The sequence below is a fragment of the Clostridium sp. CS1-1 genome (genome assembly GCF_056135525.1).
The window spans coordinates 2,044,306-2,067,288 of the sequence record NZ_CM148680.1; the positions used below are offsets into that span (position 1 = coordinate 2,044,306).

Annotated in this window: 21 protein-coding genes and 1 riboswitch; of the genes, 18 read left to right on the top strand and 3 right to left on the bottom strand. The window is 31.3% G+C overall.

Annotation, left to right across the window (positions count from 1 at the left end):
* The first annotated feature begins 271 nt into the window (after positions 1–271).
* Entirely contained in the window at positions 272–1,027 is a 756-nt protein-coding gene (locus tag AC0N0V_RS09565; protein ID WP_474463736.1) for an AIM24 family protein, read from the top strand.
* Between the two features lie 128 nt (positions 1,028–1,155).
* On the opposite strand, the gene AC0N0V_RS09570 is transcribed toward AC0N0V_RS09565, so the two are convergent.
* A complete protein-coding gene (locus AC0N0V_RS09570) occupies positions 1,156–5,259 on the bottom strand; it encodes an AAA domain-containing protein (protein WP_474463737.1) in 4,104 nt (1,367 codons plus the stop codon).
* 277 nt (positions 5,260–5,536) lie between these two features.
* Between AC0N0V_RS09570 and AC0N0V_RS09575 the strand changes: the two genes are divergently transcribed.
* The 4 genes from AC0N0V_RS09575 (at position 5,537) to AC0N0V_RS09590 (ending at position 8,947) form a co-directional block, all read left to right on the top strand.
* Positions 5,537–6,394 (top strand): YitT family protein, encoded by an 858-nt coding sequence (locus AC0N0V_RS09575; RefSeq protein WP_474463738.1) that lies wholly within the window; start codon positions 5,537–5,539, stop codon positions 6,392–6,394.
* 147 nt (positions 6,395–6,541) lie between these two features.
* Positions 6,542–6,769 (top strand): YuzB family protein, encoded by a 228-nt coding sequence (locus AC0N0V_RS09580; protein ID WP_474463739.1) that lies wholly within the window; start codon positions 6,542–6,544, stop codon positions 6,767–6,769.
* A 17-nt stretch (positions 6,770–6,786) separates the two neighbouring features.
* Positions 6,787–7,140: a Spx/MgsR family RNA polymerase-binding regulatory protein gene (locus AC0N0V_RS09585; RefSeq protein WP_474463740.1), complete on the top strand. Its 354-nt coding sequence runs from the start codon at positions 6,787–6,789 to the stop codon at positions 7,138–7,140.
* A 151-nt stretch (positions 7,141–7,291) separates the two neighbouring features.
* On the top strand, positions 7,292–8,947 hold the full coding sequence (locus tag AC0N0V_RS09590; protein WP_474463741.1) for a glutamine--tRNA ligase/YqeY domain fusion protein: 1,656 nt from the start codon (positions 7,292–7,294) through the stop codon (positions 8,945–8,947).
* An 82-nt stretch (positions 8,948–9,029) separates the two neighbouring features.
* Here AC0N0V_RS09590 and AC0N0V_RS09595 read toward each other — a convergent pair whose 3' ends face one another.
* A complete protein-coding gene (locus AC0N0V_RS09595; RefSeq protein ID WP_474463742.1) occupies positions 9,030–9,356 on the bottom strand; it encodes a hypothetical protein in 327 nt (108 codons plus the stop codon).
* 458 nt (positions 9,357–9,814) lie between these two features.
* Here AC0N0V_RS09595 and AC0N0V_RS09600 point away from each other — a divergent pair, with 458 nt between their 5' ends.
* From AC0N0V_RS09600 to AC0N0V_RS09630, 7 genes are all read left to right on the top strand, one after another.
* Positions 9,815–9,952: a hypothetical protein gene (locus AC0N0V_RS09600; protein ID WP_474463743.1), complete on the top strand. Its 138-nt coding sequence runs from the start codon at positions 9,815–9,817 to the stop codon at positions 9,950–9,952.
* Between the two features lie 11 nt (positions 9,953–9,963).
* Positions 9,964–10,095: a hypothetical protein gene (locus AC0N0V_RS09605; RefSeq protein WP_474463744.1), complete on the top strand. Its 132-nt coding sequence runs from the start codon at positions 9,964–9,966 to the stop codon at positions 10,093–10,095.
* A 110-nt stretch (positions 10,096–10,205) separates the two neighbouring features.
* A complete protein-coding gene (locus AC0N0V_RS09610) occupies positions 10,206–10,598 on the top strand; it encodes a bacteriohemerythrin (protein WP_474463745.1) in 393 nt (130 codons plus the stop codon).
* Between the two features lie 174 nt (positions 10,599–10,772).
* Positions 10,773–12,374 carry a sensor histidine kinase gene (locus AC0N0V_RS09615; RefSeq protein WP_474463746.1) on the top strand — a complete coding sequence of 534 codons (1,602 nt, stop codon included), beginning with the start codon at positions 10,773–10,775 and terminating at the stop codon, positions 12,372–12,374.
* Between the two features lie 169 nt (positions 12,375–12,543).
* Complete coding sequence (locus AC0N0V_RS09620; protein WP_474464498.1) at positions 12,544–13,062, top strand: substrate-binding domain-containing protein; 519 nt, start codon at positions 12,544–12,546, stop codon at positions 13,060–13,062.
* Between the two features lie 92 nt (positions 13,063–13,154).
* Positions 13,155–13,808: a deoxyribose-phosphate aldolase gene (deoC, locus tag AC0N0V_RS09625; protein ID WP_474463747.1), complete on the top strand. Its 654-nt coding sequence runs from the start codon at positions 13,155–13,157 to the stop codon at positions 13,806–13,808.
* Between the two features lie 197 nt (positions 13,809–14,005).
* A riboswitch (SAM riboswitch) is annotated at positions 14,006–14,114 on the top strand.
* Between the two features lie 198 nt (positions 14,115–14,312).
* Complete coding sequence (locus AC0N0V_RS09630) at positions 14,313–15,641, top strand: Na+/H+ antiporter NhaC family protein (protein WP_474463748.1); 1,329 nt, start codon at positions 14,313–14,315, stop codon at positions 15,639–15,641.
* A gap of 567 nt (positions 15,642–16,208) precedes the next feature.
* On the opposite strand, the gene AC0N0V_RS09635 is transcribed toward AC0N0V_RS09630, so the two are convergent.
* Complete coding sequence (locus tag AC0N0V_RS09635) at positions 16,209–17,096, bottom strand: DegV family protein (RefSeq protein ID WP_474463749.1); 888 nt, start codon at positions 17,094–17,096, stop codon at positions 16,209–16,211.
* Between the two features lie 299 nt (positions 17,097–17,395).
* On the opposite strand from AC0N0V_RS09635, the gene AC0N0V_RS09640 reads away from it, so the two are divergent.
* The 6 genes from AC0N0V_RS09640 (at position 17,396) to AC0N0V_RS09665 (ending at position 22,894) form a co-directional block, all read left to right on the top strand.
* A complete protein-coding gene (locus tag AC0N0V_RS09640; RefSeq protein ID WP_474463750.1) occupies positions 17,396–17,896 on the top strand; it encodes a hypothetical protein in 501 nt (166 codons plus the stop codon).
* 334 nt (positions 17,897–18,230) lie between these two features.
* On the top strand, positions 18,231–18,527 hold the full coding sequence (locus AC0N0V_RS09645) for a hypothetical protein (protein ID WP_474463751.1): 297 nt from the start codon (positions 18,231–18,233) through the stop codon (positions 18,525–18,527).
* A gap of 204 nt (positions 18,528–18,731) precedes the next feature.
* Positions 18,732–19,700, top strand: coding sequence for an NAD(P)H-dependent oxidoreductase (locus tag AC0N0V_RS09650; RefSeq protein ID WP_474463752.1), 969 nt, complete (start codon positions 18,732–18,734; stop codon positions 19,698–19,700).
* A 305-nt stretch (positions 19,701–20,005) separates the two neighbouring features.
* The gene (locus AC0N0V_RS09655) at positions 20,006–21,364 is read left to right on the top strand and encodes an MATE family efflux transporter (protein WP_474463753.1); all 1,359 of its coding nucleotides are present in this window, start codon (positions 20,006–20,008) and stop codon (positions 21,362–21,364) included.
* A gap of 40 nt (positions 21,365–21,404) precedes the next feature.
* Positions 21,405–22,112, top strand: coding sequence for an MgtC/SapB family protein (locus AC0N0V_RS09660; RefSeq protein WP_474463754.1), 708 nt, complete (start codon positions 21,405–21,407; stop codon positions 22,110–22,112).
* A 245-nt stretch (positions 22,113–22,357) separates the two neighbouring features.
* Complete coding sequence (locus AC0N0V_RS09665; RefSeq protein WP_474463755.1) at positions 22,358–22,894, top strand: peroxiredoxin; 537 nt, start codon at positions 22,358–22,360, stop codon at positions 22,892–22,894.
* Positions 22,895–22,983 lie beyond the last annotated feature (89 nt).

Below are 22,983 nucleotides of genomic sequence, written 5' to 3' on the forward strand. Positions count from 1 at the left end.
ATTCATCAATCTGTTTACAATACGCATAGTTTTTCATACCTTGACCTATTTTGATTAGTCTGCTCTATTGTCAAGTTAGATATTCATCGAACGAAAAAATGGTAATTGTCTTATCTTTTGGTGGAATGAAAAAGACTATACCTAATAAAAGTAAAGATTAAGCTAGGTTGAATTTTACTAATATATATTATAGAATTATTTTACCGGAGATGTATAAAATCGTATTAAAGTGTTAAATAATATTAACTTATAAGAGGAGGGAAAAATCAAAATGGTAATATGTAAAAATCTCTATGAAAATAAAAACATAGAAGTTGTAGAAGCTAGGGGAGATGTAAAAGTCCTTGAATATAAGAAAGATTTAAGTGTAAATGCTGCAAATGCTATGGCATCATATTTTGCTTCTGAAATGAATGTTAGAAAGAGACAAGTATTGATTGAATTAAAAGGTAGTGCCTATACAATTAGTGCAGGAGCGATGCAGTGGACTTCTGGAGATGTTAATATGGTTGCTGATGTTAAAGGATTTGGTGATTTGTTTGGTAAAGCTTTATCCTCTAAGGTAACAAAAGAATCCGCAATTAAACCCAAATATCAAGGAACTGGCCTATTAATGTTAGAACCTACATATAAACACATTTTACTTGAAGATGTTTCAGAGTGGAGTGGAATAGTACTAGATGATGGACTTTTTCTTGCTTGTGAATCAAAGGTTCAACAAAAGATAGTAGCTAGAACTAATCTTTCTTCAGCAATGCTAGGAAAAGAAGGATTATTCAACTTATGCCTTAAAGGTGCAGGAATTGCTGTATTAGAGAGTCCTGTGCCAAGGGATGAACTTATAGAATTTGTACTTGAAAATGATGAAGTTAGAATTGACGGAAATTATGCTATTGCATGGTCTGATTCACTAGATTTTAGAGTTGAAAAGTCTAGCAAAAGTTTGATTGGTTCTGCGGTTTCAGGTGAAGGGTTAGTTAATGTGTATCGTGGAACAGGAAGAATACTTATGGCACCTATAGAGTAAGATATATTGCAGAGTCAAGTATATGAAATTTAACTAATGAATTTCAAAGATTCCGCTTGAACATGGATAAATCTTAATCTAGTCCAAAAGCTAAAATCCACGACGTTTTTGTCGTGGATTTTAGCTTTTTACTCAGTCATCACAGCTACTTCTTGTTCAGCTAAATCTGAATCTCTACAGGATAAAGGTTTAATTCCTTGAATTTCAAGTTCTTCATAAAGCTTTTTCATAGTCATATCAGGTTGATAGTAGAATTGACTTTCTCTTATTATAAAAAAATTCCAACCAACCCTTTGAAGTGTCATACGTCTACTATGATTTTCTTCCCAATTTAATGAGAAGGCTGTATTTTCACCACAGCAATCCACAGCTAATCTACTATGATTTCCTTCTATTACAAAGTCGATTTTGTACTTACCAACCTTAACATCAGTTTTAAATCTATAACCATTAGCCTTTAGTTCACTGTAGACATCCTTTTTAAATCCTGAAGATAATATGCTGTTGCCTTCTACATAGATTACAGATTTATTTTCATTATTTATGCAGTACTCTAACAGAGATGCCCTTACGCATTTAGGGTTTAAATCCTCCAAATCTACTGAGTGAAATAAAAACATTTGATTTCTAGCGCGGCTTGCAGCAACGTTAAATCTTCTAATATCTGATTCTTTAGTTAAGGACATAAACTTAGCATTTTTTGCAATAACTAGGGATAAGAACATGACATCTCTCTCATCACCTTGGAAGGAGTATGCATCACCGCATATAATCTTTCGTTCTATCATTTCTTCTATTCCTAGCTTTTCCTTAAGCATATTCTCAATAAGTTCACTTTGAGCCTCTCCAAGAAGAGAAATAACCCCCATAGTCATATATCTATATCTTTCATCTTTGCAGCACTCAACGATTTTATCTACAAGAGCCTCTGCTTCTTTTATGTTTACGTTTTTAGAACTGTCTTTTACTCCATCTTGAATTAGTACTGCAGATATAGCAGGGTTAAAGCTTTCTGTTTTATCAGGACATCTTAGAGGTATAATTTCATTTGAGTAACACAATTCATTACTAAAACCTATAATCTCAGGTGCGCATCTAAAATGCTCCTTCAGCACTAATCTACTAGGGAATACCCTTAAAGCAGTATGATAAAGACTTGTTTTCAAATCAAACCATTCTGCATGTGGAATATCCTTTAAGTATCTATTTATCAAGTTTTCGACCATCTCATTATCTTTACCAATGGCTTCTGGACTAATCTGGCATTCATCGCCAACAATTACAGCTCGTTTACCTCTTAGAAGGGCGGTTACCGCTGAAATATCACTCTGGCTGCTCTCGTCAACAATGACTACATCAAACAGATCATTTTCAAGATTAATGTTCTCAACAACCTTATTTAGAGGCATAATCCAAACAGGAATAACACCTTTACAGTTTTCCATTTCCTTTTGTGCAAACTTTCTATATTTAGCTGCTTGTTTTCCAGTACCTTTCCCAATCCTCTTTATAGATTCCATCCATGTAAAAAGACTTCTCTTTTGCGACTCTGTAGTACGAATAATCTGGTTATACCAAGTTTTTTTAGCAACTATCTCTTTTATAAGTGCTTTTTCTCTAAGAGTTTCAGCCTCAATGTCCTTTTCTATTTGTTCGGGCCTTAACTTACAAACTTCATTTAAAAGAGATGCAGCTGCTCGCCATTTCCAAGCGTTTTCCCAGTTTTTGTAGTTTTCATCTATGAAGTTTTCGCCCCATTCAGCTAAGAGCTTTTTAGTAAATTGAGGACAGATTTCTCTTAATTTACTAAGGAATCTATTTATCTGTTCACCCTTGTCTTTTATTTCTTTAAGCTTCCACAAGCTATCATAAAGCTTTCTAATTTTAGTCTTATCATACTCTGCTATCCAATCAGAGGCTTCCATTAGGTAATCGTTACTTAAAAATAACCTTCTCGTTTTTTCTAGGTATTTATTTAAATCCTCATATTCTTTTATATATTTTATAGATTGAAGGGCATTTAAAAGATATTCATAGCCTTGTTTATTGTACAAATTCAAATCAACGGGAGGGGTAGTGTCTCCTAATAAATTCACAATATTATTAGCATAATCTTCTTCCCAATTTATAATAGATTGAAGTTCTATAACATTTTCAGCGATTGTATTAAGTAAATTACTATCGGAACTAGTAACAACTTTGCCACCAAATTCTTTTACTGTATTATTCCATAAAGTTCTTAAATGTCTTTCTAAGGATTCTCTCTCTATAGCTTTGCTAAATATATCACACTGTTCTCTTGTATTTATAGGTCTATAGTCTACTTCACAATCTTCCAAAATATAGCCTAAGCTGCTGTGGAAAACCTTAAACATAGAACTAAGCTTTCCTTTAGATTGAATATGTTTATTAATCACCTCAAAATCTTTTTGAAGTTTACTGATATCCAGATTACTTGGAAACTTTATGTTATGAGAATTTACAATTTGCTTTAAAACACTTATCTGTCTCACATAATTGTTTAAATTTAAAATTATGTCTTTCCAATATTCTTTAGAAGACTCGCTATTATAGTAAGACTTCATAACAGATTTAAGCCAACTGCTTTCTATTTGTTCGATTTTTTCTTTTGCTTTTAGTGAAATTTTTAGAAGTTCTTCAAGTTTATCTTCACTAGATTTCATTTTCCAATGTTCTACGTTTGCTCTATATTTATGAATATTTCCTTCTAATGTCTTCATTCTATCAAGATTTGCAACAAGCTCATCATAGGTTGGTACCTTATAGAGCAAATCTCTTATTTTAGTTAGTTTATCTACTTCATCCTTTTTATTTTCTTTTAACAACTTCAATAACATATTGAATTCTTCTTCTGTTAAAGGGCATCTTGTTTTAAGATGAATATTATCATCTATAAAGCAGTAGTTATCCTTGTTCTCTTTCACCCATTTTGCAAGAGCAGTTAAAGTTAAAGTTTCGTTTTTATAATTTATAGTTTTATTTTCGAAGGATTCAGCTTCCTTTAAGTCATGCTTAAGGTGTTCTATATCCATTCTGCATTTCTTCAAATCATCTTCTAGAGGAGATAGCTCTTTTAGAAGTGCTTTAGGATCAATTGACAGATTTTCAGTTATTTTTCTTACAGACTCGTCTAATTCTTTTAGAGCCTTTCCGTCATTACCTAAAAGGCTTATACATAAGGCTTCAATTTCCTCTGGTATTTTGCTGGCAAGCACCTTTAAAGCTTTATCTGTCTGACTTGTAACAAGAACTCTTTTACCATGTGCCATTAAATGACATATCAAGTTAACTATAGTGTGGCTTTTACCAGTGCCTGGAGGACCTTGTACTACAACACCAAAGTTTTTAGCGAGTCTCTTAGTAATTTCCTCCTGCTCTTCATTAGATGGCAGAGGAAATAAAATGTCTTTCCCAATGGAGTCCCATTCTCTGTAATTTTCATTAACTTGTATAGAATTATTCTCTTTTACCAAAGCCTCAACAGTTTTTGGTATAGTATTGTTATTATCTATGTAATTTAATATATCCTTAAGCTCTAAATCCCACAGCCTTGTGTCAATATTTCTTAGAGCTATACTAGGTGCATTATAAATAGCTGGTATATCACCAGTTTTTATATCACTTAGAGAACTTATATCATTTTTAATTCCTTCCATTGAAGCTTCTGAACTAAGGCTATTCAGAATTCTTTCTAAAGTGCCTTGGACATCCTCCATCTTTCTTGCATCAATTCCAGAATCTTTGATTTGAAGGTTAATATCTATTATTTCATGAAGATTAGGAAGATCAAGTCCTTCAAGTATTCCTAGTTCCAAATTAGTAATATTGTTATAAGGAGTAAGAATAAATATGCCATGCTCTGCATCAAAGTTTAATGACATCCTTGTTGTAAAAATAGGATGGATTATTTTTTCATCGTTAACTTTCCAGCTTAAGAGACCATGCCCCCAAACTATTTCTAGATCTTCACTATTCTTTTCTAATTCTGAGTATATCTTAAAAAGTGAATTATAAAGGTCTTTATGCTCTTTTCCGACTTGAAGCCAATTTTCATCTTCTTTTTTATTCAAAATACAGCCTTTTTTATTATATAAATCGGCTTCCCAAATAACTTTATTGTATTTGGTTACGTCGCGGATTATCTTTTTATCCATATTTTTTATACTTAGTAGGTACAAAAATATACTTTTTATTTTATTTCTACTATCCAATTTGAACCCTCCCACGTGAATTATGACAATACATATTATTATAGCATATTTATGGAGGCATTACTTTATTTTCTCAAGAAATATCATAAGCGGATAGTTGACGTTTGTTGAATTGAGAGTGAACAAACCAATTCTTTTTACGAAGTAATGAGAAAAATTTTCATTAGCAACCAAATGTCCATTGTCAACCCAAAAAGTCAATTAACTAAAAATTAAGTGAAACATGTGAATGGACTAACATATACTAATACTAGAGCACTTTACAAGGGAGTAGCACATGCTGAAAAAATATCATAGATCTATAAGTTTTTTAAGTAAAATGTTTTTTTTAATATTAGGTTCTGTACTTGTGTCAGTGGGACTTGAGATATTTCTAATACCAAATAACATAGTTGACGGAGGAATTACAGGTATATCAATTATTTTAAGCTACTTAACAAAAATGCCACTTGGGGTTTTTATACTTGCGTTAAACATACCATTTCTTATTGTTGGATATAAACAAATAGGAAAAACCTTTGCTTTTACAACATTATTCTCCGTAATAATGCTGTCTATTGGAGTTACATTACTTCATCCAATTCCAAGCATAACTCACGATGTGCTTTTAGCTTCGGTTTTTGGAGGAATAATATTAGGGGTTGGAGTTGGACTTATAATTAGACATGGAGGCTCATTAGATGGAACTGAAATAGTAGCTATAATATTAGATGAAAGTACAGCTTTTTCAATTGGTGAAATTATAATGTTTTTTAATCTTTTCATACTTAGTAGTGCTGGGCTAGTTTTCGGATGGGATAAAGCAATGTATTCTTTAATTGCATATTTCATAGCCTTCAAAATAATTGATATTACTGTTGAAGGATTAAACGAATCGAAGGCTGTATTTATTGTATCGGAAAGAAACAAGGATATTACAGAGGCGTTAATGGCAAGACTAGGGAGGGGAGTAACTTTACTTGATGGAAAGGGAGCTTATAAAAATACTAAAACTAGTGTTATATATGTTGTAGTTACAAGACTTGAAATTGCTAAGTTGAAATCTATTGTTCATGGCTTTGATGAAGATGCTTTAGTTACTATTGGAAGTGTTGAGGTCACAGGAAAAAGGTATAAGAAGAAGCCAATACATTAAACTTACTAAGAAAAGCAGTAGGTACTTATCCATTCTAAAATTTCACAGGTGGAATGGATAAATACCTACTAATTTATGCTTCAAGAATAAATAAATTAAATTTGTACATATTGATAGATATAATGCATGAATTAGGAGGTAGCAGTAATGTTTAGAGAAATATTTTTTTGTGAAAATAATGTAAGCAAAGGGTTAGAAGAAATAGTAGAAAGACTTGAAAAGAAGTTTCCAGATGATACTGTATTTATTGAGCCATGTCTAGGTCGCTGTGGAGAATGTGCAGAAATTCTATATGCTGTAGTCGATGCTGAAATGATTACAGGAGAGACACCGGAGGAATTATACGAAAATATAAAGAGAGAATTGGAGGATTAATAAAGGGTGGTGTTATCATGAAATGTTTATTTTTACAGTATCCTAAATGAACTACCAGTAGAAAGGCTAGGAACTGGCTAGAAAAAAATAATATAAAATTTGAAGACAGACATATAATTGAAGAGAAGCTAACAAAAGAAGAATTAAGAGTGATTATAGGTAAGAGCGGTATTCCAATAAATAAGTTTTTTAATAGCAGTGGGAAACTATATAAAGAGATGGAGTTGAAGGATAAGGTTAGTACTTTGTCAGAAGAAGAACTTCTAGAAATTTTAGGATCGAATGGAATGCTTGTAAAGCGACCAATTTTGGTACTTGGGGATAAAGTTTTAGTAGGGTTTAAAGAGGAACAGTGGCAATCAATATTATAAATATTATATGTAAAAAATACTTTTTCATTAAAATAGGAGGTAAATTTCATAAATTTATCTATAATTCATAGAAAATAATGTATTTTTATGATATATTAAATTCATTAAAATTAAAAATACAACTATGACATCAAAAAAGAAGGGAGATAACATGGAAAATAAGACTACCTCATCAAATTTTATAAAAAATATTGTTATTGAAGATTTAAAATCAGGAGATTATAATCAGATAATCACTCGTTTCCCACCGGAACCAAATGGTTATTTACATATTGGTCATGCAAAATCAATTATCTTAAACTTTGAATTAGCAGATGAGTTTAAAGGTAGAACAAACCTACGTTTTGACGATACAAACCCAACTAAAGAGGATACAGAGTATGTAGAATCGATAAAAGAAGACGTTAAATGGTTAGGATATAACTGGGAAGAGCTTCATTTTGCTTCAAATTATTTTGAAGCAATGTATGAGCGTGCTGTGTTATTAATAAAAAAAGGAATAGCTTATGTAGATGACTTATCTGGAGACCAAATAAGAGAATACAGAGGTACTTTAACGGAGCCGGGAAAAGAGAGTCCATTTAGAAATAGAACAGTAGAAGAGAATTTAGATTTATTTGATCGTATGAGAAAAGGTGAATTTAAAGACGGAGAAAAGGTTCTAAGAGCTAAAATAGATATGGCATCACCTAATATAAGTATGAGAGACCCTATTATATATCGTATAGCTCATGCTACACATCATAACACAGGAGATAAGTGGTGTATTTACCCAATGTATGCTTTTGCACATCCATTAGAAGATGCAATTGAAGGGGTTACCCATTCAATTTGTACATTGGAGTTCGAAGATCTTCGCCCACTATATGATTGGACAATTAAAGAGTGTGAGATGGAAAGCAAACCTAAACAGATTGAATTTGCAAGATTGAATTTAACTAATACAGTTATGAGCAAAAGAAAGTTAAAACAATTAGTAGAAGAAAATTTAGTAGATGGCTGGGATGACCCTCGTATGCCAACTATAGCTGGTTTAAGAAGAAGAGGATATACACCAGAAGCTTTAAGAAATTTCTGTGGGGAAATTGGAGTAGCAAAGTCTAACAGTATAGTAGATTCTCAAATGCTTGACCATTTTGTTCGTGAAGATCTAGAGAAAAAGACTCCTAAAGTAATGGGAGTATTAAATCCTATAAAGGTTGTAATTACAAACTACCCTGAAGATCAGGTTGAAATGCTAGAGGTTCCATACAATGTAGACATTCCTGAACTTGGAAGTCGTCAAATTCCATTCTGTAGAGAAATATATATAGATGGAGAAGACTTCATGGAAAATCCACCTAAGAAATATTTTAGAATGTTCCCAGGTAATGAAGTGAGATTAAAGGAAGCTTACTTTGTAAAATGTAATGAAGTTATAAAAGATGAAAAAGGGAATATAGTTGAGCTACAATGTACTTATGATCCTGAAACAAAGAGCGGAACTGGATTTACTGGAAGAAAGGTTAAAGGAACAATTCACTGGGTAAGTGCAAAACATGCTACACCAGCTGAAATAAGATTATATGAACCTTTAATACTTGATGAAGAAGGGGATAGCGAAAAGTCCTTCCTTGAACAAGTTAATCCTAACTCATTACAGATTCTTAACGGATTTGTAGAGCCAGAGCTAAAGAATGCAAAACCGCAAGATAAGTTCCAATTTATTAGACAAGGCTATTTTAACGTAGATCCTAAAAATACAAAGAATGATAAGTTGGTATTTAACAGAGTAGTATCTCTAAAGAGTTCATTTAAAATAGGATAATAATTAAAAAGCATGGATTATACAAATCCATGCTTTTTAATTATTAAATTCACTAAGAATATTAAGTCTAATAGTTATAAGACTATTTAAGTCCCTTCATGTTACCTCTAAGAGCTTTTAAACGACCGTTTACATAACTTAAAAGTTGACCCATATCGTTCTTAATATCTGCAGGAGCGTTAGTTACTATAGTTATAATATCTAATTTATTTCCTTTTACTTCTTTACCTATTTCATATGCCAGACATATGTTTTTAACTTTCCAATATGCATTATTAAATTCGTCAACTTGTCTTTTATTATAGTAGCCTTTTTCAATGCCAAATTGAAATAAATCCGCTGCAGCTTCTAATTCCTCTAGGTCCTCAGCTTGCAGGGTTTCATTAATAAGAGCTTGAAATGTTTTCATAATAGAGCACCCCTCTTTTGTCAAATAATAATTTTTACTGTTATAAAAGCTTTATATATTTAACTCTATAAGCTTAAGTAGAACTCTTACAACTTTTTATTCTATAAAAATTCAAATCCGAGTATTATTATATTATATTGTACTAGATTTTACAAATTAAATTTATACTCTAAAGAAAAATAGTGGAAAAAACACATCTTTTTATACGCTTTTTAACAATTAAATAGATAAATTAAGAAAATTTTAGAAATTATTAGATAACATACTAAATATTTGGATAAATCGCATTATAACAAAATGTAAAAATAGTCGCAATATGATAACATTGAGGTGTAAACGCATCCACAATAGAATATATAAAAGTGAAGAATGCGTTTAAAATGACAGGTGTTTCGGGAAAATACAAGCTTTAGAACAAGAGTTACAATCAGAAGTTGTAAAATTAATACAAGCTCCAGGTGTATAGGTGGAGAAGAAAAGAGGTTGTTGATTTATTACCGGCAGAACTGGAAAGACTAGAATGTTACAAGTTCTTTGAATGTTATATGGAGTATGTAGTTGGAAGAGTTAAATTTACAACGAATGAACTACAGTAGAGTATTCGCCAATGCAAGAACAATATGCCCATACTCCGTATGACAAAGTACGCACAGACTTTATAGTTAATATAGTGGTTGGAGATGTATCCAATTTCTTAAAGGTTTTTATAGGCTTATCAGAAAATAAATCTGTAGAATAATCGGATTGTTTCATCACTAAAAATATTAGTATATAATGAAATCCAAACTAAAATCTGTTATAATTGTAAATTAGAAAGCATTAGGATAACAATTATTAGGAGGAAAATCAATGTTTAAATGGAAAAGTGAATATGAAACAGGAGTACAGAAAGTAGACGAGCAGCATAAGAAGCTTTTTGAAATAGCAAATGGAGCTTATGAGCTCCTAACAAATGATTTGTGTATTGATAAGTATGATAAAATTGTACATATAATTGAAGAACTAAAGGATTATACAGTATTTCACTTTACAGCCGAAGAGGAATACATGCTTAGCATAGGATATAAGAAATTCTTTTCTCATAAGGTAGAGCATGACGAGTTTATTAAAAAGTTTAATGATATTGACTATAATCGTATAGATAATGGACAAAATGAATACATAATGGAATTATTAGAGTTCATTTATCGTTGGATTGATGAACATATTTTAATAAAGGATAAAGAGCATAGTCATATGTAGAATTTGGATTGTAACTATTTGTTATAAACCAAGGTAAATATAATGGATACCAAGGCATGTTCAACAAAGGATCTGCTTTGGTATTTTTGGTTAAGTGATAAAATTGACAAAATGGGTAGCGTTATATCAATGAATTCATATAATTTTGAGCGTGCATTTAAGGAGGATTCATAATTGGAACCGTTTGATAGAGCAGTTAGAGATCGTTTGATTACTGAAAGTATTTCAGATATGACTTGGGAAATGGATTTAGTGAAAAATAAGATTTATGTGTCAGATTCTTGGAAGGAGTTTCTAGAACTTGAAAACGATGAGTTTAAATATAATCCGGAATTTTGGTATACAATTATTCATCCTAAAGACCTGGAGAAGGTGATAAGATCCTTTTCTGATCATTTAGAAAAGGTAACACCATTATATGAAGTTGAGTACAGAATTAAAACTAAAATTAATGGGTACAAATGGGTTTTATGTAGAGCTAAGGCTTCAAGGGATGAGAATGGGAAACCTATATATATAGCTGGATTTCATATTGATATTAATAGACATAAAACTGTTGAAGAAAGTGAAAAGAAGTACTGCAAACTGTTTAACAATGTTAATGACGCAATTTTTTTATCTCCTATAAACAAGAATGTATCTTATGGTAAGTTTATGGAAGTCAATAACGTTGCTGTTAAATTAACTGGACATTCGAAAGAAGATCTTTTGAAAATGAGCGTTTATGACATTACACCAAAGGAAAGTTATGAACAAACCTCAATAAATCTAAAGGAAGCTTTAGAAAAAGGAAGTTTTTGTTTAGAAATAAAGATCTTAAATAGGGATGGACATGTAATTCCAGCAGAAATAAGTGGTCATTTGTTTAATTTAAATGGAGAAATTGTTGAGCTAGCTGTTATTAGAGATATAGGCGAAAGGTTAAAAACTCAGGAAACTTTAAAAGAGCTTCTAGAGCAAACAATTGAGTATGATAGGCTCAAAACAGAGTTCTTTAGCAATATATCACATGAACTTAGAACGCCGCTAAATATAATATTAAGTTCCATACAGCTTCTGAATTGCGTTCAGAGTGAATGTGAGAATAATTCAAGTAAATGTTGCTCAGCCTTCAGAAAATACATAAATGTTATGCAAAAAAATAGCTATCGTCTATTAAAACTTATAAGTAATCTTATAGATATAACGAAAATTGATGCTGGGTTTTATAAATTGGATATTAAAAATCATGATATAATTAACATTATTGAAGATATCACACTATCTGTTATTCCATACGTAGAGAGTAAGGGAATTGAAATAGTTTTTGATACTGATGTTGAAGAAAAAGTTATGGCTTGTGACTATGATAAAATAGAAAGAATACTATTAAATCTTCTATCCAATGCCATAAAGTTTACTGATTCCTGTGGAAAAATTGAGGTAAATGTTTCAGATAAAAAAGAATATCTAACAATCTCAGTAAAAGATACAGGAAAAGGTATTCCCGAAGAAAAGTTTAACACTATATTTGAGAGATTTGGACAAGTTAATGAAGTTCTTACTAAAAGAGCAGAGGGGAGTGGGATAGGTCTCTCACTTGTAAAAGCATTGATACAAGCTCATGATGGTAAAATATCCGTTAAAAGCAAGATTGGGGAGGGAAGCGAGTTCATAATTGAACTTCCTTTTAGAACAGTAGAAGAATGTGAAAGTTTCCAGTCGAATATGATGTACTCCTCGGAACAGAGTAAAATTGATAGAATAAAAATTGAATTTTCAGATATATATACATAATATTTTTACCCCAGAGAAATTTTTTTCTTTGGGGTAAAAATATAAACAGGTAAAAAGAATGTCAAGGATGTTAATTTGGAGCTGTATAAAGGTGAAATTTCATGGATAGCTGGACTTAGGGTGGCAATCAATATAACCTTATTAAAAGCATTATTTGGGGCATATATAGATAGCTGGTGACTACCTAGCAAAAGCTTTAAATGGAAAAGGAAAAATAGTTGAAATAATGGGTATTATGGGGACGAATGTTGCTCAAGATAGAAGTAAGGGATTCAATGAAGCAATTGCAAAGCATCCAGATATGAAAGTCGTAGCTAAACAAACTGTGAACTTCGATAGAGCAGAAGCGATGAAGGTTATGGAAAACATACTTCAAGCCAATAAAGAAATAGATGGTGTATACGCTGCCAATGATGAAATGGCTCTTGGAGCACTAGAAGCAATAGAAGCTGCCGGAAGACTTGATAAAATTACATTGATTGGTTGTGATGCAATAGACCCTGCAGTGGCAGCTGTAAAAGCTGGTAAACAAGAAGCTACAATAGCAGAACCACCTTTCTTCCTTGGTAAAACAGCTGTAGAAACAGCTTTAAAAGCTGTTAAAGGTGAAAAAGTTGAAAAGAAAGTAATATTAAGCTCAACATTGGTAACAAAGGAAAATGTTGAAACAGTTAAGACAAAAGAATAAAATTTAAGACAAAAGAATAAAATTTAAGGTCACAGTTACAATTAAACTGTGGCCTTAAGAATTGGTTATGAATTTGAAGGGAGATAAACAAAATGGAAATACAAAGATATATAGATCATACAATACTTAAACCAGAAGCAACAGAACAGCAGGTGATAAGGCTATGTGAAGAGGCTAGAAAATATAATTTTGCATCTGTTTGTGTGAATCCTTATTATACATCTTTAGTAAGAAAAGAACTTGAAGGAACAGATGTAAAAACTTGTGTCGTAATTGGGTTTCCTTTAGGAGCTAATACTAAAGAGGTTAAGGCCTTTGAGACAGAAAATGCCATTCAAAATGGAGCTCAAGAGGTTGATATGGTAATAAATGTTGGTGCCTTGAAGGATAAAATGTATGATGTTGTCGAAGAGGATATAAGATATGTTGTGGAACAAGCGAAAGGAAAGGCATTAGTCAAGGTTATTATTGAGACTTGTTTATTAACTGAAGAAGAAAAGGTAAAAGCTTGTGAACTGTCAGTTAAGGCTGGTGCAGATTTTGTAAAGACTTCCACAGGATTTAGCTCTGGTGGAGCAAAAGTAGAGGACGTGGTCTTAATGAGAAAAACTGTAGGAGCTGATGTTGGAGTAAAAGCTTCTGGGGGAATTAGAGATTTTGAGGCTACAAGAGCCATGATAGAAGCTGGTGCTAATAGAATTGGGGCAAGTGCAGGAATAAAAATTGTTGAGGAGTCTTCAAAGTAATAGGATATTACTGAGAATATAGTACTGGGTTACGTTAGTATGCCGATTATTACTATATTCTTTTTATTTGTATTGGTTAGTTATTATTCAAAAAGGACAATTGTGAAATATGAAATATTTGAATTGATATCTTTCAAATAGTGGTTGACTTTATTCTGTTAAATTGATATAATACAACAGTAAAATTAAATAGTAACTTCTTATCAAGAGTGGTGGAGGGACTGGCCCTATGATACCCGGCAACCCAAAAGTACGATGTGCTTTTAAAGGTGCTAAATCCAGCAGGTTTTACCTGGCAGATGAGGAAAGGTGTATTAACTTCTTGATTTATCTGCAAGAAGTTTTTTTATTGTCTAAAATTATGATACAAAGAACTAAAGATTACACCATTTATGAGTTTTAACATCAAAATTTAAATTGAAGGTTGTCTTAAAACAGTATAAATCAATAGCAATTTAAATAAGTTAGAACTTAACATCAATTGAAAAAGAGGAGGAGTTTATAATGAGTCAAAACAAAACAGGAAACCCATGGGCATTATTGCCATTTTTAATTTTTGTGGCTGTGTACATAATTACTGGAATTGTAACTAATGATTTTTATGCTTTGCCAGTTACGGTACCATTCTTAATAGCAGCTTTAGTAGCATTAGCCATGAATAGGAAGGAAAGTTTTAATAATAAATTAGAAAGATTTTGCTTGGGAGCTGCGGACACAAATATTATTTTAATGTGCATAATATTTATATTAGCTGGTTCCTTTGCTCAGGTAGCAAAGGATATGGGGGCTGTTGATTCTACTGTTAACCTTGGGTTAAGCATTTTGCCGAGTAATATTTTGATTGCAGGTGTGTTTATTATCGGATGTTTCATTTCAACTTCAATAGGGACTTCAATGGGAACAATTGCGGCTATAGCGCCTATGGCGGTAGGACTAGCTACTAAAACCGGTGTTCCAGTAGAACTTGCGTTAGCAGCGGTAGTAGGTGGAGCGATGTTTGGAGATAATCTTTCGATGATTTCAGATACAACAATAGCTGCTACTAAAACTCAAGGTTGTGAATTGAAAGATAAGTTTAAAGTTAATTTCAAAATTGTTCTTCCAGCAGCTGTAATAACCGCAATTATCCTTGCTGTCATTACAAGTGGAAAGGAAATTGCTTTAGTTGGTAATTATAGCTATTCGTTAATTAAAGTACTTCCTTATGTATTTGTCTTAATAGGTGCTTTAATTGGAGGGAATGTAATTCTGGTACTGATATTTGGTACTTTGTTTTCAGGGGTAGTGGGAATGGCAACAGGTGCCTTTAATTTAATAGGCTTTGCTCAATCGGCTGGAAAAGGAATTACAGGTATGTCTGATTTAGTTATCATGTCACTTTTGATAAGCGGAATGGTAGAGTTAGTTAAATATAACGGCGGAATTGATTTTATTATTAATTTTATAACAAAACGAATTAAGAGCAAAAAAGGTGCTGAATTTGGAATTGCTGCGCTTATAAGTGTAGTAGATGCATGTACAGCCAATAACACTGTAGCAATAGTTATGGTTGGTCCATTAGCAAAGGATATTGCAGATAAATTTGGAGTAGATCCAAGAAAGTCGGCTAGTCTATTAGATACTTTCTCCTGTTTTATTCAGGGAATTATACCTTACGGAGCTCAGATACTTGTAGCTGCTGGTGTAGCTAAAATATCTCCTATTTTAGTGATGAAGTATTTGTTCTATCCTTATTTAATGGGAGCTTGCGCTTTAATAGCAATTCTAACTGGATTACCTAAATTGAGACCGATAAATGTTAAGAATAATGAAGATAATAAAAAAACTGCTTAATGCTTGTAGTGTGAGTAAAGTGAAATAAAACTAGACTATAATGTCAGATAAGTTTTGAAGTATGAGCCAAGTAAACTCATACCTCAAAAGCTTATTAGCTTTTAATTTACGGATTTTTTAAGTCATAAAGATAAGAATATATGTTATGGTCAAATATAATCTATATTATATAATTTTTAAGTTAAGTTTAAGTATGAGTTTAAATGTTTGGTGCATTCATATATAAAAAATTATATTATATTTATGATTTAAATTGGCCTTAAGAACAGGAGATTTTATGATCAATGTAGAATAAATAAAGTAGGTCAAAAATTTGCACTTGTCATAAAGTGGAACTTGAGCCAAGTGGTAATATTAAGTCAGGTAATCATCGGATAAGATTTAAGTAGTTTTCAGGTAAATGGTAATCCACATCTGAAGAAAAAATCATTTCATATTTACAGCCATGAAATGATTTTATAACTCATAAAAAAGGTTTAGTTTTTATTGACTAAACCTTTTTTATTTACATACCTATAGGTAGATTATAATGTTTTAAAGGTACATCATTATTCTGCTCTTACAATATTAGGATTCTGCTTGAATATCTCTTTCTTTTCCTAAAAAGAAAACAGCTAGTGCCTCAGGTCCTCCATATGCTCCTACAACAGGACCAATGTAACTGATAATTACATCTTTAACTTTTACCTTACTTAATATAAGATCTTTTAATACTAAGGCATCTTCTAAGCAGTCCCCGTGAGAAACACCTATAACTTGGTCCTCAGGATTCTCTATCTTTTCTATAACCTTTTCAACTAAGGTATTAATAGCTTTTTTGCGTCCTCTTATTTTATCTAAAGGCAAAACTTTACCTAGATTACTTATAGTTAGGAATGGTTTTATGCTTAAAAGAGTGCCTACAAAGGCTGCTGTGGCAGATATTCTACCTCCTCTTTTAAGATGATTTATATCATTTACTACCATATAAGTATTTAAATTTTGCTTAATATTTTCTAAAAAGCTGACTATATCCTCAATTGACGAACCTTGCTTTTGCATTTCGTAGGCTTTTAGAACCATTAAACCTTGTCCAAGGCAAGCTGTTAGAATATCTATTACATAAATCTTTGCACTAGGATGTTCTTCAAGGGCCATATTTCTCGCCACATGTGCTCCACTCACAGTACCACTTAATCCACTAGAAGCTCCAATATATAAGATGTCTTTTCCTTCATTTAAAATTGACTTAAAGAGATCAAAAAAGGAGTGACTGCTTGGTTGAGAAGTTTTAGGCATTTCTCCTTTTCTCATATCATCATAAAACCCTTTTAAGGGATAGCTTGTACCGAAGTCATCTAGCCTTTCGTTTTCGTTATAACGATAAGTCAAACTTACGTAAGGAATCTTAAGTTCGTCTACAAACTGTATTGGTAAATCCGAGCAACTATCAGTAATAATTGTGAAATCTCTCATCTTCTTTCCTCATAAACTTTCAAATATATTTTGACAATAGTTATTTTGCAATATTTCATATTGTTATTCTACAAAAAATATCAAAATAGCACAAGATGTATCAAATAAATATTCCATTCAGTTTTAGGGTGATTAAGTATATTTTTCTCACTAATTAAATAAATGGGTTAAATTAAATTGGTACATCATATAAATAACTATAAATAGTTATAAATTTCAGACAATTGATTAGTGTTGTTATAATAAATAAACTGAAAGTGTTTGGAAAAGACCTATTATTAGTTGGGGGAGAGTGATGAGTGGTGTTAGATGAACTATTTAGTAAGGGTTTAAAGGTGTCCTGTGAGGGCAATATAAATATTAATAGATGCAATGATGATATTTTGATAATACTTGAGCGGAGCTGTGATCTTGAGGGAGAAGAAAGAGAGAGTACTATTCATAACTTGCAAAAAGGGTATGCTATGATTCAAAGTGGAAATAATAATGGTAATTGTGGTTCAATTGAACATGGCAAAAAAGAAAGCATAATTATTAAAGCTGATGCTAAAGATAAAAGTAGTAACATCACACAGAGAAATTTTCAAGTTATAATTGGCAATAAAAAAACAAAAAACGCAAGAATAAGTAATAAAGACAAACAATATTCTAACCGAAAAAAAATACATGATGAAAGATATTTTAATTATAACAATAAAAATGGTACAAATATTTTTATAATGGCCATAAATGATATTTATGTGAAAATAAGGAGTTTTATTCGTGAGATTTTTAGTAAAATAAAATGGTGGAAGTCATAATTTTATATAGTTATACAACTAAAAGCAAATTATGAAAAGGAAGGGAGTCAGTTTGACCCCCTTTTTTAGTGATTTTAAGATGTTTCTAGAATTCCAGAAGTAATTTGTTTTAATAGAGTAATTAAAATAAATGCAATATTTTTAAGCTGATGTATCATAATTAGGAATATTTAAAAATATTATAGTATAAATATAAAAATATGATAGTTAAGGCTTTAAATTGATGGTGCATAGTATAAGCATAAACGGATTACTTAGAGTATCACAAATAAGCTGATAAGTAATATTATGGCATTATACTAGTGTAAAAGTTTTACAGGGTAGGTGGTTTAAAGTGTCAAATATAATATTCATTATCTTCTTTTTTATAGCTGTTTGTATAATTATATTTACAGACGATACAAGCTGTTACTCTAGTTCAGATAAAGCTGCGTATAGAGTACCTACAGAATATTTTTTAGATGATAAGTATTTGCTTCACCGTTATTCGAATTCCTTACAAAACATAGGAGATGAAACGCATATTAAAGTAAAATCTTCAACTATAAGAAAGAAGAGAAGGGTGAGTACTAAAAGAATTAGCAGAGATTTTGAAGATATTCCGCTTAAAGTAATTAGAGGAAAGAGATAAGTACTTTAAATTAAAAATCTTGATACTCGGGATTAGGCTTATAGTTAATTACTGTAAGCCTTTTATGTTTTAGTATATTTATGGTTTACATAAACTATAGAATATTAATTTTAAAAATTTTATAAAAATATTCATAAAAAAGCTTAATATGAAAAAACTAATTCTAACTCTTAGTTTAAATAATACTATAATTGGAGGCTTTTTATGAATCATTTAATTATTTATGCTCATCCAAATACAAATAGTTTTTCAAATGCTATAGTAGAAGCCGCAAAGGACTTTTCTATGAAAAGAAAATATAAAACAGAGATTAGAGATCTGTACTCTATAGGATTTGACCCTATACTAAAGAGTACAGATTTATCGGATATTCATGAAGGTAAAGTTCCAGAAGATATTAAAAGAGAGCAAAGTTACATAAAGTGGGCTAATATAATTACTTTTGTATATCCTATCTGGTGGACTGGAATGCCTGCTATTCTAAAAGGGTATATAGATAGAGTGTTTTCCTTCGGAATGGCTTATAAACAGGGCGAACAGGGGCAAGAAGGATTGCTAAAAGATAAAAAAGTATTTATTTTTAGCCCAATGGGTACATCAAATGAAAATTATAATAAAAACGGCATTATTGCAGCCATGAAACAAATTTCTGACAACGGAATATTTAGTTTTTGTGGAATGAAAGTTGAACAGCATGCATTTTTTGGAGATGTGCCTAAGGCAAAAGAAGACGTGAGAAAACAATATTTGCAGGCAGTTTCAGAAATTTATTCAAGAAGTTTAAAATCTGAACAAGGCAATAGTGAGGAGAGCGAAAGTAAAGACTCTGAGAATAGCAATAATGATAATGGTTCAAATAGCAATAATAAAAATGAAGGTTCTCAGGGGAATGGTGGGAACTGTGACAATAAAAATAGTGGTGGCGGAAATAATAGTAAAAATCAAAAAGATGATAATGAGAACGGTGAAAGTAATAAAAATAAGTGCAATGATAGCAATGATCAACAAAATAGTAATCAACAAAAGAATAATCAGGAAAGCACACAAAATAATAAGAATACAGAAAACAATTCTCAAGAATCTGATAGTGTAAATAAAAAGAATGATAATAAGCAAAATAAAGATAGCAATTCTGAAAGTAAAACTAAGTCAGGAAATAGTAATAAATCCTAATATGTAAAACTATAGGTAAATAAATATATCGATTTAGATAATAGTATAGCAAAAACTCTAAATTATATATATAATATATATTATCCGAAAAGCAAATGGAATTTTTGGTCATGTAAAAATAAATTAGTAAATTATATTAAAATTAAACAAAAGTGATGAAGAAAACCACTTTGAAAACTTCAGAGTGGTATTATTTTTGTTTAATTAATGTACAAGTTTTTCACTAACGCTTATATTTAGCATTAAATTACTAAAAATATGGGTGTTAGTCGTAGTAGTTATGCAAGAAAGGATGAGTTAGTGCTTTGAAAGAATTATTTTGTGATTCAAAGTTTTATAGGAATTTGCTTAGAATAGCTTTGCCTATCATTATACAAAATTTTATTGCAAGTTCTTTGAATATGATTGATACAGTAATCGTTGGTAGACTTGGAGAGACGGAGATAGCCTCTGTCGGAATAGCCAATCAATTTATGGTACTATTTAATATAATAGCCTTCGGTATGTTTAGCGGGTCAGGAATATTTATATCTCAATTTTGGGGAAAGAGAGACATCAAGAACATAAGAAAGGTATTGGGAGTTTCATTAGTTGCTGGATTGGTATTATCCGTAATATTTACTGTAGTAGCCTTAAGTATTCCACATAAAATTATAGGGATATTTAATACGGATCCTAAAGTTATAATCTTAGGTTCAAAGTTCTTGAGAATTGCGTGTATAAGTTATTTATTTTCAGCAGTGACTTTTACGTTTGCTATGGCTTCAAGATATGTAGAACAGGCTTTTATTCCAATGGCGGTTAGTGCTATTGCCCTGCTTTCAAATACATTTTTAAATTATGTTTTTGTGTTTGGTAAGTTTGGGGCACCTGAACTAGGAGTTAGTGGTTCAGCTTTAGCAACAGTAATTGCAAGGATGATCGAAATGACGATAATGATCACATATATTTATAAAACTAATAATATACTTGCAGCTAGATTTAGTGATTTTAAAGAAGTAAGCAAGGAATTTGTTTTTAGATTATTTAAGACAATCATACCTGTTGTTTTAAATGAAGCTTGCTGGGGGCTTGGAATTGTAGTATATTCAGTAGCTTATGGCAGAATAGGAACTCAGGCAATGGCTTCAGTTCAAATTAGTAATACAATACAAAATTTATTTATGGTTTTGACCTTTGGCATTGCAAGTTCAGCAACAGTAATGATTGGAAAGAAAATTGGTGCTGGTGATGAAGAAACTGGAAAAATATATGCTAGAAGATTTTCAGCTTTGGGATTTATAATTGGATTATTTTCAGGAACAATATTATTTTTTACATCTCCAAGTATTTTATCATTTTTTAAAGTATCCGAAAGTGTTTTACATGATTCATTATTAATTCTGTATATAACTTCCGCAGTTTTAGTTCTAAGAATGTTTAATATAATCCTAGTGGTTGGAATTCTAAGAGGTGGAGGAGACACAAAGTTTTCGTTTATAGCTGAGGCTTCAACTATGTGGGGTATTGGAGTTCCAATGGCTTTTGTAGGTGCTCTTCTTTTAAAGCTGCCTGTATACCTAGTAGTTGCCATGATTGCTATGGAAGATGTAGTTAAATGTATAATCGGAATTATAAGAATAGTTTCAAATAAGTGGGTGAAAAACGTTATTCATAATATGTAGCAATAAATGAGATGTTTATCTTTGAAAAGGAGACGATTATATGAACGTTTATGAAGTTATTATAAGGCTGTTTTTAGCTACTATTGTTGGCGGATTAATTGGATACGAGAGAGAATATAAAAATAGACCAGCAGGTTTTAGAACACACATACTCGTATGTGTTGGTTCCTCTGTAATATCGATGATTCAATTATATGATGTTGATCAAACTGTAAATATAATATTAAAGCATCCGGAACTTGCCAGTGCACTGAAAGCAGATATAGGAAGAATGGGGGCACAGGTCGTAAGTGGAATCGGATTTTTAGGAGCAGGTACAATAATACACCAAAAAGGATCAGTTAAAGGGCTTACAACAGCAGCTAGCTTATGGGTAGTTGCTTGCATTGGTCTTGCAGTAGGATTAGGCTACTATTCCTTAAGTGTTCTATCTACTGTAGCTGTAGTTTTAGTTCTTGTAAGTTTAAAGAAATTCGAATCTAGATTCATGGACAGATCAAGTTTGACTAAGCTTGAAATTGTATATTTAGATAAAAAGGGAATGGTTCAGAAAGTAGAAAATTATTTTCAAGGTAAAAATATAAAGGTTAAGAATATAGAATTTATTATTGAAGATGAAATAGAGGAATATGCAGCAAGCTACGCACGAAGTTTATATTCCATATTGGTACCGAGATATATACAAACAGGAGAAATCATTAAGGATTTAGCACTAATAGATGAGGTTATAAAGGTAACCATTATTTAATAAGAATTAAAATTACTGTTGTTTAAGTGCATTAAGTGAGTAACAATATGTATCTTAGCTAACATTAAATTTAAATGATTCTTCTGAGAAAAAGCTTCAGTCAGAGACTAATGAGACTGAGGCTTTTTCATATTGGATTTTAGCTTGGATAGAAAATAAATTTAAGGTAATCATATAGATTAAAGTGTAATTTACACCATAATAATTGATTTAAATATTAAAGAATTTAAGGAGGAGAATATTTTATGGAAAGGCTAGTTGGAAAGTCAGCGCCTTACTTTAAGATGAGTGCTGTAAAAGGAGATGGAAGTGATTTTATAGATGTAAAATCTGATGATTATAGAGGAAAGTGGTTAGTAATGTTCTTCTACCCATTAGATTTTACATTCATATGACCTACTGAGATTACTGGTTTCAGTAATAGGTATGAAGAATTCAAGAAAGCAAATGCAGAATTATTAGCAGTAAGTTGTGATAGCCAATATGCACATCAAGCTTGGGTAAAACAAAATCCTAATGAGGGTGGTTTAGGAGAGATAAACTTTCCAATAGCTTCTGATAAAACAATGGAAGCATCAAGAAATTATGGTGTTCTAATGGAGGAGGAAGGAATATCCCTTAGAGGTTTATTTGTTATAGACCCAGAAGGCGCTATAAGATATTCTGTAGTTCATGATTTAGGAATAGGAAGAAGTGTTGATGAAACAATCCGTGTACTTAGCGCGCTTCAAACCGGAGGATTATGCCCTATCGACTGGCATGTAGGGGATGAGACTCTTTAATTTTAAAATGATATCAGCACTGTGATTATTATCTGTGCTGATTTTACTGAAAAATGTGGACATACTATGTTATAATGTAATAAGAGATT

Bases quoted from the DNA above. Each gene is read 5' to 3' on its own strand.
- AC0N0V_RS09565 (WP_474463736.1), top strand. From the start codon at position 272: ATGGTAATATGTAAAAATCTCTATGAAAATAAAAACATAGAAGTTGTA.
- AC0N0V_RS09575 (WP_474463738.1), top strand. From the start codon at position 5,537: ATGCTGAAAAAATATCATAGATCTATAAGTTTTTTAAGTAAAATGTTT.
- AC0N0V_RS09580 (WP_474463739.1), top strand. From the start codon at position 6,542: ATGTTTAGAGAAATATTTTTTTGTGAAAATAATGTAAGCAAAGGGTTA.
- AC0N0V_RS09590 (WP_474463741.1), top strand. From the start codon at position 7,292: ATGGAAAATAAGACTACCTCATCAAATTTTATAAAAAATATTGTTATT.
- AC0N0V_RS09595 (WP_474463742.1), bottom strand. From the start codon at position 9,356: ATGAAAACATTTCAAGCTCTTATTAATGAAACCCTGCAAGCTGAGGAC.
- AC0N0V_RS09605 (WP_474463744.1), top strand. From the start codon at position 9,964: ATGCAAGAACAATATGCCCATACTCCGTATGACAAAGTACGCACAGAC.
- AC0N0V_RS09610 (WP_474463745.1), top strand. From the start codon at position 10,206: ATGTTTAAATGGAAAAGTGAATATGAAACAGGAGTACAGAAAGTAGAC.
- deoC (WP_474463747.1), top strand. From the start codon at position 13,155: ATGGAAATACAAAGATATATAGATCATACAATACTTAAACCAGAAGCA.
- AC0N0V_RS09630 (WP_474463748.1), top strand. From the start codon at position 14,313: ATGAGTCAAAACAAAACAGGAAACCCATGGGCATTATTGCCATTTTTA.
- AC0N0V_RS09635 (WP_474463749.1), bottom strand. From the start codon at position 17,096: ATGAGAGATTTCACAATTATTACTGATAGTTGCTCGGATTTACCAATA.
- AC0N0V_RS09650 (WP_474463752.1), top strand. From the start codon at position 18,732: ATGAATCATTTAATTATTTATGCTCATCCAAATACAAATAGTTTTTCA.
- AC0N0V_RS09660 (WP_474463754.1), top strand. From the start codon at position 21,405: ATGAACGTTTATGAAGTTATTATAAGGCTGTTTTTAGCTACTATTGTT.